Annotated in this window: 19 protein-coding genes; 15 read left to right on the forward strand and 4 right to left on the reverse strand. The window is 68.9% G+C overall.

Translation table 11 applies throughout. The features are described 5' to 3' along the window. The 12 genes from ACM9LD_RS24060 to ACM9LD_RS24115 form a co-directional block, all read left to right on the forward strand. Positions 1-234, forward strand: a 234-nt coding sequence (locus ACM9LD_RS24060) for a hypothetical protein (RefSeq protein ID WP_415679037.1), incomplete at its 5' end; no start/stop codon positions are given. Then, positions 231-1,322, forward strand: a complete 1,092-nt coding sequence (locus tag ACM9LD_RS24065) for a hypothetical protein (RefSeq protein WP_415679038.1) — start codon at positions 231-233, stop codon at positions 1,320-1,322. The genes ACM9LD_RS24060 and ACM9LD_RS24065, both read left to right, overlap by 4 nt. A 33-nt stretch (positions 1,323-1,355) precedes the next feature. Further along, complete coding sequence (locus ACM9LD_RS24070) at positions 1,356-1,607, forward strand: hypothetical protein (RefSeq protein WP_415679039.1); 252 nt, start codon at positions 1,356-1,358, stop codon at positions 1,605-1,607. Continuing rightward, positions 1,604-2,563 carry a hypothetical protein gene (locus tag ACM9LD_RS24075; RefSeq protein ID WP_415679040.1) on the forward strand — a complete coding sequence of 320 codons (960 nt, stop codon included), beginning with the start codon at positions 1,604-1,606 and terminating at the stop codon, positions 2,561-2,563. Before ACM9LD_RS24070 ends, ACM9LD_RS24075 begins: the two co-directional genes overlap by 4 nt. Continuing rightward, complete coding sequence (locus ACM9LD_RS24080) at positions 2,560-2,748, forward strand: hypothetical protein (RefSeq protein WP_415679041.1); 189 nt, start codon at positions 2,560-2,562, stop codon at positions 2,746-2,748. Before ACM9LD_RS24075 ends, ACM9LD_RS24080 begins: the two co-directional genes overlap by 4 nt. A 48-nt stretch (positions 2,749-2,796) precedes the next feature. Then, positions 2,797-3,159 (forward strand): hypothetical protein, encoded by a 363-nt coding sequence (locus ACM9LD_RS24085; protein ID WP_415679042.1) that lies wholly within the window; start codon positions 2,797-2,799, stop codon positions 3,157-3,159. 70 nt (positions 3,160-3,229) lie between these two features. Further along, positions 3,230-3,568, forward strand: coding sequence for a hypothetical protein (locus ACM9LD_RS24090; protein ID WP_415679043.1), 339 nt, complete (start codon positions 3,230-3,232; stop codon positions 3,566-3,568). A gap of 773 nt (positions 3,569-4,341) precedes the next feature. Beyond that, positions 4,342-4,905 carry a hypothetical protein gene (locus ACM9LD_RS24095; RefSeq protein WP_415679044.1) on the forward strand — a complete coding sequence of 188 codons (564 nt, stop codon included), beginning with the start codon at positions 4,342-4,344 and terminating at the stop codon, positions 4,903-4,905. Positions 4,906-4,935: 30 nt separating this feature from the next. Beyond that, positions 4,936-5,256 carry a hypothetical protein gene (locus ACM9LD_RS24100; protein ID WP_415679045.1) on the forward strand — a complete coding sequence of 107 codons (321 nt, stop codon included), beginning with the start codon at positions 4,936-4,938 and terminating at the stop codon, positions 5,254-5,256. Positions 5,257-5,260: 4 nt separating this feature from the next. Continuing rightward, positions 5,261-5,554: a hypothetical protein gene (locus tag ACM9LD_RS24105; RefSeq protein WP_415679046.1), complete on the forward strand. Its 294-nt coding sequence runs from the start codon at positions 5,261-5,263 to the stop codon at positions 5,552-5,554. A 3-nt stretch (positions 5,555-5,557) separates the two neighbouring features. After that, entirely contained in the window at positions 5,558-6,007 is a 450-nt protein-coding gene (locus ACM9LD_RS24110; protein ID WP_415679047.1) for a hypothetical protein, read from the forward strand. 9 nt (positions 6,008-6,016) lie between these two features. Then, positions 6,017-6,187 carry a hypothetical protein gene (locus tag ACM9LD_RS24115; RefSeq protein WP_415679048.1) on the forward strand — a complete coding sequence of 57 codons (171 nt, stop codon included), beginning with the start codon at positions 6,017-6,019 and terminating at the stop codon, positions 6,185-6,187. A gap of 287 nt (positions 6,188-6,474) precedes the next feature. Here the strand turns inward: ACM9LD_RS24115 and ACM9LD_RS24120 are convergent, their stop codons facing one another. Together ACM9LD_RS24120 and ACM9LD_RS24125 are read right to left on the reverse strand one after the other, a co-directional pair. Next, positions 6,475-6,975, reverse strand: a complete 501-nt coding sequence (locus ACM9LD_RS24120) for a hypothetical protein (RefSeq protein WP_415679049.1) — start codon at positions 6,973-6,975, stop codon at positions 6,475-6,477. A gap of 50 nt (positions 6,976-7,025) precedes the next feature. Then, entirely contained in the window at positions 7,026-8,102 is a 1,077-nt protein-coding gene (locus ACM9LD_RS24125) for a helix-turn-helix domain-containing protein (RefSeq protein ID WP_415679050.1), read from the reverse strand. 97 nt (positions 8,103-8,199) lie between these two features. Here ACM9LD_RS24125 and ACM9LD_RS24130 point away from each other — a divergent pair, with 97 nt between their 5' ends. Together ACM9LD_RS24130 and ACM9LD_RS24135 are read left to right on the forward strand one after the other, a co-directional pair. Then, complete coding sequence (locus ACM9LD_RS24130) at positions 8,200-8,664, forward strand: prevent-host-death protein (protein ID WP_415679051.1); 465 nt, start codon at positions 8,200-8,202, stop codon at positions 8,662-8,664. Then, a complete protein-coding gene (locus tag ACM9LD_RS24135) occupies positions 8,622-9,014 on the forward strand; it encodes a hypothetical protein (protein ID WP_415679052.1) in 393 nt (130 codons plus the stop codon). Before ACM9LD_RS24130 ends, ACM9LD_RS24135 begins: the two co-directional genes overlap by 43 nt. Before the next feature lie 13 nt (positions 9,015-9,027). Here ACM9LD_RS24135 and ACM9LD_RS24140 read toward each other — a convergent pair whose 3' ends face one another. Both ACM9LD_RS24140 and ACM9LD_RS24145 read right to left on the reverse strand, forming a co-directional pair. Further along, positions 9,028-10,938, reverse strand: a complete 1,911-nt coding sequence (locus ACM9LD_RS24140) for a helix-turn-helix domain-containing protein (protein WP_415679053.1) — start codon at positions 10,936-10,938, stop codon at positions 9,028-9,030. A 74-nt stretch (positions 10,939-11,012) separates the two neighbouring features. After that, entirely contained in the window at positions 11,013-11,501 is a 489-nt protein-coding gene (locus tag ACM9LD_RS24145; RefSeq protein ID WP_415679054.1) for a hypothetical protein, read from the reverse strand. 100 nt (positions 11,502-11,601) lie between these two features. On the opposite strand from ACM9LD_RS24145, the gene ACM9LD_RS24150 reads away from it, so the two are divergent. After that, on the forward strand, positions 11,602-11,973 hold the full coding sequence (locus ACM9LD_RS24150) for a hypothetical protein (RefSeq protein ID WP_415679055.1): 372 nt from the start codon (positions 11,602-11,604) through the stop codon (positions 11,971-11,973). The last annotated feature ends 91 nt before the right edge of the window (positions 11,974-12,064 follow it).

A 12,064-nucleotide genomic window follows, 5' to 3' on the forward strand; every position in this document is an offset into this window, starting at 1 on the left:
CTTCCCGACCTCACCCAGGCCGAGCACATCCGCACCGCGGCCACCGCCCTCACCGACGCCCGACAGGAACTCCGCGAGGCCTGGGCCAGCCCCTCCGCCGACGCCGCCCACCGCGCCCTCGACCGCTACGCCACCTGGCTCGACACCCTCGTCGACTGGACCAACGACAGTGGCCCCCTCCCGGCCGCCGGCCCCGACCCGATCATCCGCACCCAACCGGGGGAGCGGTCGTGAAACAGGCTTCTGCGGCCGGCCCGCCGGCAACGAGCACGCTCACCTGGCGCACCTACACCGGCTACCGGCACACGCAGCCAGGCGGCCAGTTCGCCGACCTCGCCGAAGACCTCCCCACCGTCCTCGTGATGCGCCTGGCCGTATGGAACAAGGCCTGGGCAGTCGGGGTCCTCCACACCGCCGCCACACCGCAGGACGACATCGACCGCATGATCGACGAGGCGATCGACCGGCTCGGAAGCCGTATGCTCGACCCCGCAGATCAGGCGCGCTACTACATCGGCGAGGACATCGACGACCAAGATCCCCCGGACGCGACAGACAACCCCGTCACCCACAACGCCCTGCGCAGCACCTCCAAGCCGATCTACTTCCCGATCCGGGAAGCAGTCGCCGCCGGATACGCGATGTTCGCCGAGAACACCACCCGCGAGAACATCACCCGATACGGCTTCCCCACCTACGACGACGCCATCCAGAAGCTCGCATCTCCGCCGGCCACCGGCAACCAGCCCCTGCCCCGAAAGACTCAGGTCGCCACACCGCTAACCCTGGACAAGGCCCTCGCGTACCTCCCGGAGAAGCCGCCAGCGAGCCGCCACGAGGCCCTCCGAGTCACCACCACGGTGGATCCACTCTCCACCGTGACCGACCTCCTGGTCCAGCACGACTACGCCATCCCGGCCGCCGCGGCGATCGCCACCGCCGACACCGAACCAGGAGACGTGATCACCTGGGACGACGGCACCTTCGGCCTCGTACTCGACGACGACGTCGTCTACTCCGCCGACCGAGGCCTCCAGCCCCTCACCGACGCGACCACCAGCCCCGGATTCCTCAGCGCGTGGAACGTCTCCACCTACTGGAAGCACCCAAAACCCAAGGGCTTCATCCTGAACCCCGCAAAGATCGCCCAAATCCGGCGAGCAGACGAACAGTTCTTGGCGAGGGCCGACGCAAGCATCGACCTCTTCGAGACGATCGCCGCGAAACTGACAGCCGGCATCTCCGATGAAGTCAAGGACAACCAGCGCAAGGCCGCATCATTCGCGGAAGCCGCCACGGCCCGCAGCGCCACCACCACCTGACCACTCACCCGCGCACAACGAGAGAAGATGGCCATGGCCACCGAAGCAACAACCACCATCGCGGAACTCGAGACGGACCTGCGCAAGCTCATCACCCGCGAACGCGACCACCCCCGCCGCCTCGCCGCAGTCCGCGCCGCCGTCAACACCGCCCGCCACGAACGCGGACTGCCCGCCGTTCCCCTCCAGCAGATCGCGGACATCGACGACAGCGCCACCGGCGCCGACTGGGCCCGCAAGTTCGCGCTCCGCGCAAGCCTCCTCGCCCGCGGAGGCGACCGATGAACACCCACCAGCCTTACGACGCCACCCACGCCATCCGGCAGCTCGACCAGCTCATCGCACGAACCGCCCCCGCGGACGTCGTGCGCGCCCGCAAGCCGGTCATGCCGCCCGAGCTGGGCACCCCCGAAGCTGTACGCCGCCGCCTCCTCGAACACGCCGAGCTGGTCGCCACCCGATCCGAAACCGACGAAGACCGCACGTGGGACGAGCAGGAACGCGCCCGCATCCTGGCCATGACCGACCAGGAGCTGTGGGAACCGTACGAGCAGGAATGGGGACCCGCCGCCTACCCGGCGGGCAGCCCCCAATGGGCCGCGCACCTCGCAGAACTCGACCACCAGCAGTGGCGGCAGTCCCGCGTGATTACGCAGTACCCGTCCGACTTCGGCAAGGACTTCGCGGCCAGCCGCCAGAGCTTCAAGCCCCTCGTGCCCAAGCCCACCCCACCACGACAGAACCTCGAGCTCGTCCAGGTCGACCGCACCGACCTGGACTCGGGGGAGCGCACACGAATCTGCTGGAAGGGCAACGACCCGGTCTTCCACGGAAGCGACTACCTCGTCATCGAACCGGCACACAACTGGCGCCTCGGCTGGTTCCTGGACAAGCCGGACCCGGACCGAGGCAACGTCGCCGCCGTCGTCCGCGCCGACCTTGACCACCGCGAGTACGCAGTCTCGGAATTCGCCGTGCCCGGGCTCCTCGCGATGTCGGCGTACGCCCTCGGCGGTCGGTACGGCACCGTCCCCTCCGACGAGGCGGCAGCAGCCGTCGCCGACGTCCTCATGCAGCTCGACACCTACCCGTGCAACATCGACGGCGTCGGCCACATCAGCGTCCCCCTCGGCTTCTCCTTGCAAGTCCTCGACGCCAACCGTCTCGACTTCTGGCGCCGCCAACCCCGCGCCGCCGGCCCCGCCTCGATCATTCGCACCCAGCCGGGGGAGCGGTCGTGAAGTCCGCCCCAGCGGCCAACGTCACCTGCACGTGGCGTACCTACACCGGCTACTCCCGCACGCACGAAGCCGCGGAGCTCGTCGCCCTCACCGACTACCTCCCCGCATTCCTCGTGATGCCGCTCGCCGTGTGGGAGAAGGCATGGGCCGTCGGAGTCCTCCACACCGCCCGCGCCACTACGTGACCGCCCGCGTACAGACGCTCCCTGGAAAATCGAATGAGGAGAAGCACAATGAGCGAGGCGTCAATACCCACGAACGTACGAGACATCCTGCTACATGGATTCCTGGCACACGAGGCCAACAACGCCGTGACGGCCGGTGCACGTCGCGGAGACTTCGATCACGCTGGCGATTCACTAGGCAAGGTGATTGCCTGGCTCTGGGCGAGCGATCCCGACTCAGTCTCCCTGAACCTCGCGGAATACCTGCGCGATCTACGGGATCGGACACCCACGGCACCAATCACATTGGAAGACGTCTTGGGCGCACTTCGCTTCGCCACACCCGCAGCATTCTCATCTGCCGACTACGCCATTCTGTGTGACAGAGCGCGCGTGGAAGTGCCGCGGTACTACGGCGGTCCTATCAACTAGCGCCGCCCGGGAATCGAAAGGGGACGCTCCCACGCCCTGCAGCAGCATCAAACGAGAGAAGACGGATGTCATGACCGATCCCGAAGAGACCTACATCGGCTTCCTCTTCCTCGACCCCGATCGCAGCGTGGACGAGATCGCGGCCACCGTCGCCGGCGACCTCCGCCGGCTGTTCGTCGGCTTCCCGGCCTCCGGCCAGTGGCGCCTGGCGTGGGCGCACTGCGCCGCCGGCCTCGAGCTGCTCGTCGCCGTCGACAGCGACCTCTTCGACGCCGCCGCGCACCAGCAGCTGACCGACGTCCTACTCTCTGGCCAAGACCAGGTGCGAGTGATGTACTCGCACGAGATCCACGATCTCCTGGCACGGATCCGAGATTCCCTGGCGAACGGAGACGCCCGTGTTCTCTAACCCGCGCGTGCCCCTATGGCCGCGACGTCCGCTCGAAGACCCACGAGGAGTAAGCGACCCCGATGGACGCTGAACTTCGCGAGACTGAGCCGCAGGCCACCAGTAGCACCGCTTCGACGTGCACACATCTACGCGCGGAGTGGAACTACTACGGCGCCAAGCGTCGACTCCACCGACAACGGATAGTTCGCATGCGGCAGTGCGAGGGGGAGCCCACAGTCGCAGTCGTGGAAACGAACTGTCGGCACTGCCAAGACCGCTCACGCGGCCCATGGTGCGGCGCGTGCATAGCAGCCAACGTTGCTGAATACCGCCACAACAGACTGTGGTGCAACAACTGCCGCAGCTGGACTGTCAGCATCGAAGTCCACTCGCCGTGAGAAACATTCGCCGACCAGACAAGCATCCGGATACGAGGACAGCGCGAATGAGTGCCCCCAAGACTGCTCACCTGGCCGAGGTCTCACCCCGCCACGCGGACGGCCTGGCCCTCGCGCCAGGAGCCGCGTGCTACCTACTCAACCCGCCATACCGTGGCAATGTGCCGGTGCGGTCCGATCCTGGGTTCCGCATCATCACGGTCGACCTGGTCACGATCGGCCGGATCAGGGACGCACCACAAGATGAAGGGCTCAGAGTCTGGGCGAGAGACCACGGGACGCCCCTCTGGACCTTGGATGCTGCGGCCAGCCACAGCACCGCGCTGGCAGCCCTTGGGTATCAGCTCGCTCAGTAGATGTGACGGCGCCCAGCAACCGAAGGAGTACCGCGCGATGGCGAGCACCGACCGCACATGGCCACTTCCCGTCCTGGAGCTGCTCGGCGACGTCCACGGCGCGCTCGACGAGAGCGCCCGCCGCCGCGGCCCACAGCGGCCGCATCACCGCCGGCTTCGGCCCGGCTCGGTAGTGCGCGCCCTCCCCGTGGGGAAGGACCGCCGGATCCTGCTCATGGTCGAACGCTTGCCCCGCGGCATGGTCATCGGCCGCCGCGTCTCCCGATCCCACCCCGGCCGCTACCTCGGCGGCGAGGTCACGGCACTGCGCCGGGACTGCGACGTCGACGCCGAATGCAGCGCGATCGAGCATGCGTTCGCCGAGCAACACCCGCGAATCGAAGAACCCGCCGCCACCATCCCGGTGCCGGCCGCCGAGCCGGTCCGCGAAGGAACCCAGATCCGCGTCGTACCCCTCGGGCACACCCACCCGCGAATAGTCACCGTCACCGGACTCGCAGGCGACCTCATCGTGGGCTCAACCCCCGAGGGCACCGTCGTGGCCAAGATCGACCACTGCGAGATCATCCACCAGCCGCCGCCCGCGTACGAAGACCGCTGAAAACCGGCTACCTGTAGGACAATCAGACCCATGAGCAGGCCCAGCAAGACCAACACCCACGCGGGGCGGTCACCGAAGACCATCAGCGGCTCCCGTGAGCTCTACGTCCAGGCCGCCTCCGCGGCACTCACCGCGGTGCCTCTGGTGCTGCTCACCCTCGGCGCGGCCGCACTGGCGACGGTGACGCCGAAGCCGATCGCGGTGGTGGCGATCGCCGTGGCAGTCGCCACGTTCCTGCCCATCATGCTCGTCGTCGTGCGCGTGGTCCTCCTCCTGCAGAGCGCGATGGCACGGACGCTCGTCGCGGCCCTCCGACCGCGGCCCGCCGCCGCCGAGCTGTTGAAAGGCTGACCTCGTGCACGAACCCGCCCACGACGATCCCCGGAATGCCAGCAACCAGCACCGCGACGGGCTCGCGACCGAACCGGGCTGGGCGGACGCCGCCCGCGCCGCCCTCGCCGTCGGGATCATGGTCGCGATGCTCGTGATGTGGTCGTTCATGCTGGCGGGGGAGCGGCTCGTGGCGTACACAGCGAGCGCGGCCGGCCTCGTGTTCGTGGCCGGCATCCCGCTCGTTGAGTGGGCCGTCGACCGCGAGTGGATCGCACCACACGCACGACCGCAGCACCGGACCGGCAGGAGAATCTGACCCATGAGCACCCCGACCAACGAATCCGACGACCGCATCGACAGCAGTACAGCGGAGATCGCCGCGAGATGGTGGTCCGACCAGCTGGCGAGCCGCCAGAGCATGCCGCCCCTCGACATCCGCCCCGAGCTCACCGGGATCGCCGAGATGATGGCCGAGATGGTGGCGTCCACGCCACCGCCCCCACTGGAAGTGGTGAACACTTTCCACGACGCGCTCACCGCACAGATCCGCGCCGAGCTCCACGAGGCCGGCGGCTGGCTGCAGGTGCGCATGGACTGGGATCCCGACCGCATCCTCAGCGTTGCGCTGGCTGCCGCTGATCTCGCAGACTCAGCGAAGCTGCAGCTGCCGATGAAGACCACGATGAACATCAGGCCGGGAACGATCTCGATCTCCCAGCAAGGCCGCCCCGACCTCGAGCTGGACCTGCGGATCTATCCCGGCGACTAGAAGACCACCATGACCACAGCGCAGATCGCCGCCCTGGCGCTCATCGGCGCGTTCCTCGCCGTCCAGGTCGTCATCGTGGCCCGAGCGGGCGCCAAACGCATCACCACGCAGCACGCCCTCGCACTGTGGGCGGCGAGCGGGTCGATCACCGCCGGCGCTGCGGCCGCCCTGCTGACGTAGCCGAAGTGGGGGAGTAGCCAGCCGGACGCCTCCGCGCGACCACCGTGGACCTGGAGGGTGTGAAACTTCCCGGCGCGCTACCTACACAGCGCGAAATCCGGCCCTGAGATCTGCCGCCGCTATACCTACACCGAACCTCGTTGACCTGCGACAACGCCGCAAGCAGGCTGTCGCCGACGGGCGTGATCACCGCCCCGGCAGGCGCGGAAACCCGCATGGGGTGAAGTCGGCGCAAAATTGCAGCCACCTTCCCCCCCAGGCCGGCCGGAGCCCTCCCACCCGCGGGGTCAGGCGGCCAACCAGTCGTCGAACAACAGCCGGTCGTAGATGTCCGTCGGCGGCCGATGCCGACCATGCTCCGCCAGCGTCTTCGCGTACACCCACAGCTCCTCAGCGCTCACCCGCGCCGCCCGGTGCGCCAGCTTCAGCAGACCCCACGTCCCAGTCACCTGCGGCCCACCGACACCCAGATCCAGACGCTGCACCGCCGTGTCGTCCGTGACCAGCACCGCCGACGTGTACGACCGGCACTCGATGATCGCCAAGGTCTCCGCCTCACCGAGGTTCTTGCGCGCGCTCGCCTCCTGCCCGGGAGTCCGCAGCCGATCACGGTAGCGGCGCGTGGCCTCATGCTCACGCCCGGTCTCCGGCATCAGCGGCTCCCCGAAGATCCTGTGCGCCTGCCGCATCTCCGACAGCCCCGGGTACCCCGCCGACTCATCGCACTCCTGCGAGACCGTCAAGCACCACCTGCCACGAGCCCCGACGAGCTGCTCGAGCAGATCCATCCGCCCGATCGTCGCGAAGTTGATCAAAACCGTGTTGTCAGGGAAGACGATCACAGCAGCTCAAGTGCGGCAGCGAGATCCGCGGTACTCATCTCCGCCCACTCCGGCTCATCCACCTCGAGCCGATCCGGCGCCACGCCCAGCATCCACGCCAGCGTGCCCTTCCCGATCTGCCCGGCCGCGATCTGCTCCTGGTGCGCCGCCTGCAGCGCCACCGGGAACCGCCGCGGCGCCGCATCGTCCATCCGCCGCGTGATCGGATCCCCAGGCTCGGTCGGCGTCCAGTGCCGACGCAGCAGCTTCTGCGTCTTCCGATCCCGCGGCCGCCACTCCTGCGCCACCGCGCACTCGATCCCCAAGCTCTCCAGGCGGATCGCCAGCGCCTCCGTCGACACCCCCAGATCCCACACCCGAGCCGCCAGCTGCCCAGCATCCAGATCGGCCCACGACGAGCTCCTCAGCAGCTCCGCCGGCATCAGCAGCTCCGCCGCGAACGCATGCGCCGCCGCCTCGTGCGCCTGGTGCGTCGCCTCCGCCGCGTGATGCTGCAGCACCAAGTGCCCCAGCTCATGCGCGAGCGAGAAGTTCTCCCAGAACCAGCTCCCCACCGCGGGCACCGCGATCACCGCGCGCTCTTCGACGATGAAGCTGTACGCCGTCGACAGCTCAGCGACCCGCACCACATCGATCCCCAGCCGCTCCTCGATCCGATCGATGAACGGCCGCACGAACCCCTCACCGAGCGCGGCGCGCGCCGCCGCGACATCCGACGGCGGCCGCCACTGCGGCCGCGGCGGCGGCGGGGCCTGCCGGTACGCCAGCACGATGTCCTCGAGCACCGGCTCATCCGCCGCACGACCCGGCACCGACCGCTCCCCGGTCTCCTGGTTGTAGTCGTGCCGCGCGACCATCTTCACCCGATGCGGATCAGGCTCACCGGTGATCAGCTCGTGCAGATCCGCACCGAAGTAGTCCGCGATGCGAGCCAGCTCCCCAGCACCGAAGCCACGCTGCCCGCTCAGGGCCCGCGACAGCGCATCCGCGCCCATCCCGACCGCGGCCGCGACCTGGGCCTGCCCCCGTGCGGGGATCAGAGCAGCGACGCGCTTACCGATCGTGGCATCCATACGCCCAGCTTACAGCCTATTCTTGGGGAAAGCTCAATATTCTGTTCGGACGCCATGGCACTAGACTTCCGAACACGTTCCGAATAAGGTGGCGGGTATGACCACCGCCGCCCGCCACCCAACCTCAACCCGCCGCTCCTCGGACCTGAGCAAGCACTCCGCCGAGGTCTTCGCCGAGGCCGAGGACCACCCCGTGACGGTGACCCGCCGAGACGGCGAACCCCTCGTGCTCATGTCGCAACGCGAGGCCGACGACCGCACCCGACTCCTCGAGCTCGCGGCCCAACTCATCGGCGTCGCAGTCGACGACGACGGCCCCCTCGCAGACCGCATGACCCGAGCCTTCCCCTGGATGCTCGCACTGACACAGCAGGACCAGACGACCTGCGCCCAGAACCTCGTCGACGCCGCCCGCGCCTCGTTCGCCACCGACCAGCCATACCTCGTACTGGCCGAGCTGACCTCCTGGCGCGAGACCGCGACCGCGATCGCCGCCGGCCTCGGCCAGACCACCCCCGAATGGCTCGACCTCACCACCGCCCCCACGGTCGAGCGCCCCTAGCCGTGGCCAGGAAACGCGGCGAACTCGTACCTCGCCCACCCAAGAAGACCGAGTACGAGATCCGATTCGCCACCACCCACGCCCTCAAGGGATGGCAAGACCTCACAGCGACCATCCGCAACCCACTCGCCGACGCATGGGACTTCCTCACACGCACACCACTGACCCACAGCCAGACGAACTACCCACTGCGCGGAGATCTCGGAACCATCTCCCGCGACGGCACATCGCACGAGCGCTGGCAGCACAAGCCCACCCGACAGGGCGACGCTCGGATCTGGTTCTACGTGGTGGACCACACCGTTTTCCTAGAGCAGGTGCACACCAGCCACCCGAACGAAACGAAGTAGCTCACCGCATCGCCTACCGAGGCGTGACCGCCCGCAGACCACGCAGCGCGGGCCGGATCCTGTCCAGACCGAAGTCCAGCGCGGCATCGGCCTCCGTGTGGCTGATGGCCGCCTCGAGCACCGCGCGCGGGATCAGGGCCGGGTCAGTGCCGTCCGCGCGCCGCACCAGCGCGATCACGCTGGACTCGAGGTAGCCCGGCCCGCCGCCCGGGTAACCGAACTGCCACCCGTTGCCGGGGGTGGTGATCGGCAGCGGCCGGATGGCCATGCCGTCGGCGTCGACGAGGTACACCGGCCGGGCACCGTACTCGCCGCGATCGGCGACCAGCCGCGCCCCGGCCGGCAGATACACATCCCCGAACAGCAGCGGCCACAGCACAGCGAAGGTATCGCCGTCGGGGCCGTCGCTGTCGACCCTCGCGACCGGATTCCCCTCGAAGTCCACACCGAACCGCACCCGCGCACCCGAGGGGAGCGCCGCGGCCAGCTCGTTGCGGTCCCGCTCCGAGGTCGACCGCAGCGTCAGGCCCGGCCGCCGGGCATCGCGGTACTCGTCGTCCCAGCTGACGCTATCGAGATACCGCGAGTCCCAGTTCGCCGGAGACCCGACACGGAAAACACTGGCGTGGTGCCGCTTCCGCGGGTACCGCTCGTCGAGCGACTCCGCGGCAGGGTGCCCGCTGGCGCGGTAGTCGTGCGCCATCACGTAGTGCCGGATCAGCCCCGCGGTCTCCCCTGCAGCATCCTCCAACGCGGCATCCGGCGACGCGGAGAACTGGTCGACCGATGAGGCCAGGTCCTGCAGCGTGACCATGTCGCGCACCGCCTGCATCGCCACCTCATCGCTCCACGGCCACTCCGGCACCGACCCGGCGAGCCCGTCGATCAGCTTCCACTGCGTTCGCGAGAGCCGGTACCGCTCCAGCCGCGCCGCCATCACGGACGGCCGCACCTGCTCATCGGCGTGCCCCGACCCGTCGTCCCAGGCCAGGTCATCGAGGTACTTGCTGCGCATCCGGATCTCGTCCGCGATGTGCGCCGCGGCTCGCTCCTGCAGATCCTCGGGAACCTGCTGCCCACCCCCTCGAGTGAGGACGGTCAGATTGTCGAAGAGATCGCCGACGTGGGTTCCCCTGGCGCCGTCGTACGTGTACACGACCGGCTTGCCCGTCTTCAGGTAGTCCTCGATGACCTGCGGCCAGTAGGCCTCCACCGGGTAGTACTCCAGCGGCTGCCCGATCAGCGCCTCCACCTCGCGCACCGACAGCGGCAAGTACCGGGGGTCCTTCAACTGCGGCGCCGCAGGGGCCCCACCGTCGCCGGCGGTGCGCCGCTTCGGCCACCACGGCAGACCCCGCGATCCCGCGTCAGGGTCGGGATTCGGGGTGGTGTCGAAGAGCAGCGCCTCGTACTCGGTCTGCACCCGCAGCTCACGGCTGTCGGTCGGCTCGAACAGGATCCAGGACGCGTTCAGCGCGTCTTCGGGCCGCGGCAGGTACCGGGCGGTGATGCGATCAGTGATCGCCGCCCAGCCCGTGTCGGGCAGCGAATACCCGCCGCTGAAGCCGCCGGTCATCCGGCCGACGATGATCACCGTCCGGGTGCCCTCCGCCGCGGCGCCCTGGAAGACCCGCACGTGCGCGCCGACCGTCTCCGACGCCCACAGCGGGACGTCCAGCATCACGACGTCCTGCAGCCGCGTAAGCGGCGCCGGGGCGGGGGAGAGGTCCCGGGCATCGGTCGTCGACGTCCGGCCCGCGAGGCGCTCGACGTCACTGCGCCGGAACGAGTGCGGCCTGCTGCCGGGGTCGATCGGGGTGAGCTTCCCGGCGCTGACCAGCTGCCGGATGCGGGACGGCACCACGCCGAGGATCTGGGCTGCTGCCGCGGAGTCGATCTGCGCGGGACCGCTGTCGTTGACCATGACTAACACCGTAGCGATAAGAACGCTAACGCGCCAGCGTTAGCGGAATTGGCATCAGGGCGTTAGGTGTCCGGCTACATCCCCACCAGGGAAAACGCCGCAGCCACCAAGGCCGCCACCTTCACCGGTGACCCGCCGCCGACAAGCCAGACGACCGGCGACACCGCCCCCACGCCCGCCAGCTGCAGATCTGGATGCGGCGCCGTCATGAATCGCGCTACCGCGACCGGATACGCCCCCACAGGGATACGCGCCGCCACGCGCGCCCAGCCCGGCAGCTCGCCGTCGACGGTGAACTGGAAAATCGGCAGCCGCCCGTCGACCACATACAGGGTGCGGTCGCTCACGCGCCGCACAATCTGCTCCTCAGGGACCCCGAGCCGGTCCGCAGCCTCAGCCGGTGCCAGGCCTCCGCGCACGAGCTCGGTGCGCTTCGCCGCGGTCCGCGTCGAAGCCAGTTCCGCTACCGGCGGCAGATGCTCGACGAGCGAGCCGGCGTCGCGCAGCGCCCGCTCCTGCTCGACGGTGAACGGCGACCGCGCGCCCTCAGTGTCTCTGTCCATGAAGGCCCTCCGAGCGACGCTACTCAGTAGCCATCTGCACCGTCCAGGATCTCGCGTAGCAAGACACCCGACCAGGCCCACTCCGACGTACACTCCACCCATGGGTGACAACTCCTTGAACCTCGTGCCGGCACCAGCGGCCAGCGCCGCAGGCGCCGCCAACGTCGCCGCCGCCTCCGCCGCCGTCGCGATCACCACCGCCGGCACCGCCACACCGAAGCCCGCCGGCACGAGCCCCCTCGACGCCCTCGCCATCGCCTACTGCGCCGCCGCACCCGGCATCGCCACCGCCGGCGCCACCGCCGCCCAGAGCTACGGCACCGCCGCCGTCGCCCAGGGCCAGGCAGGCGTCGACAGCGTCGTGCAGAGCGACACGATCAACGGCACCGGCGCCGAGAAGGCCACCAAGGAGCTCCCGCCGCCGCGCGGCGTGCCCACCCCGGAGGCTGCGGTGCCGCTTCTGCGCGGCTAAAAGCCCGAACCGCATTCGTAAACACCGGATATTAGTTATTGCGCAAAGCGCACAAATTCAATTATCATCAGCGAAACAGGAGGAGGTGGAA

The sequence above is a fragment of the Tsukamurella hominis genome, assembly GCF_965137015.1.
GTDB lineage: Bacteria > Actinomycetota > Actinomycetes > Mycobacteriales > Mycobacteriaceae > Tsukamurella > Tsukamurella hominis.

What these genes read in the sequence shown, in the direction of transcription:
- ACM9LD_RS24070 (WP_415679039.1), top strand. Translation starts at nt 1,356, where the DNA reads ATGGCCACCGAAGCAACAACCACCATCGCGGAACTCGAGACGGACCTG.
- ACM9LD_RS24075 (WP_415679040.1), top strand. Translation starts at nt 1,604, where the DNA reads ATGAACACCCACCAGCCTTACGACGCCACCCACGCCATCCGGCAGCTC.
- ACM9LD_RS24085 (WP_415679042.1), top strand. Translation starts at nt 2,797, where the DNA reads ATGAGCGAGGCGTCAATACCCACGAACGTACGAGACATCCTGCTACAT.
- ACM9LD_RS24090 (WP_415679043.1), top strand. Translation starts at nt 3,230, where the DNA reads ATGACCGATCCCGAAGAGACCTACATCGGCTTCCTCTTCCTCGACCCC.
- ACM9LD_RS24095 (WP_415679044.1), top strand. Translation starts at nt 4,342, where the DNA reads ATGGCGAGCACCGACCGCACATGGCCACTTCCCGTCCTGGAGCTGCTC.
- ACM9LD_RS24100 (WP_415679045.1), top strand. Translation starts at nt 4,936, where the DNA reads ATGAGCAGGCCCAGCAAGACCAACACCCACGCGGGGCGGTCACCGAAG.
- ACM9LD_RS24110 (WP_415679047.1), top strand. Translation starts at nt 5,558, where the DNA reads ATGAGCACCCCGACCAACGAATCCGACGACCGCATCGACAGCAGTACA.
- ACM9LD_RS24115 (WP_415679048.1), top strand. Translation starts at nt 6,017, where the DNA reads ATGACCACAGCGCAGATCGCCGCCCTGGCGCTCATCGGCGCGTTCCTC.
- ACM9LD_RS24120 (WP_415679049.1), bottom strand. Translation starts at nt 6,975, where the DNA reads ATGGATCTGCTCGAGCAGCTCGTCGGGGCTCGTGGCAGGTGGTGCTTG.
- ACM9LD_RS24125 (WP_415679050.1), bottom strand. Translation starts at nt 8,102, where the DNA reads ATGGATGCCACGATCGGTAAGCGCGTCGCTGCTCTGATCCCCGCACGG.
- ACM9LD_RS24130 (WP_415679051.1), top strand. Translation starts at nt 8,200, where the DNA reads ATGACCACCGCCGCCCGCCACCCAACCTCAACCCGCCGCTCCTCGGAC.
- ACM9LD_RS24135 (WP_415679052.1), top strand. Translation starts at nt 8,622, where the DNA reads ATGGCTCGACCTCACCACCGCCCCCACGGTCGAGCGCCCCTAGCCGTG.
- ACM9LD_RS24140 (WP_415679053.1), bottom strand. Translation starts at nt 10,938, where the DNA reads ATGGTCAACGACAGCGGTCCCGCGCAGATCGACTCCGCGGCAGCAGCC.
- ACM9LD_RS24145 (WP_415679054.1), bottom strand. Translation starts at nt 11,501, where the DNA reads ATGGACAGAGACACTGAGGGCGCGCGGTCGCCGTTCACCGTCGAGCAG.
- ACM9LD_RS24150 (WP_415679055.1), top strand. Translation starts at nt 11,602, where the DNA reads ATGGGTGACAACTCCTTGAACCTCGTGCCGGCACCAGCGGCCAGCGCC.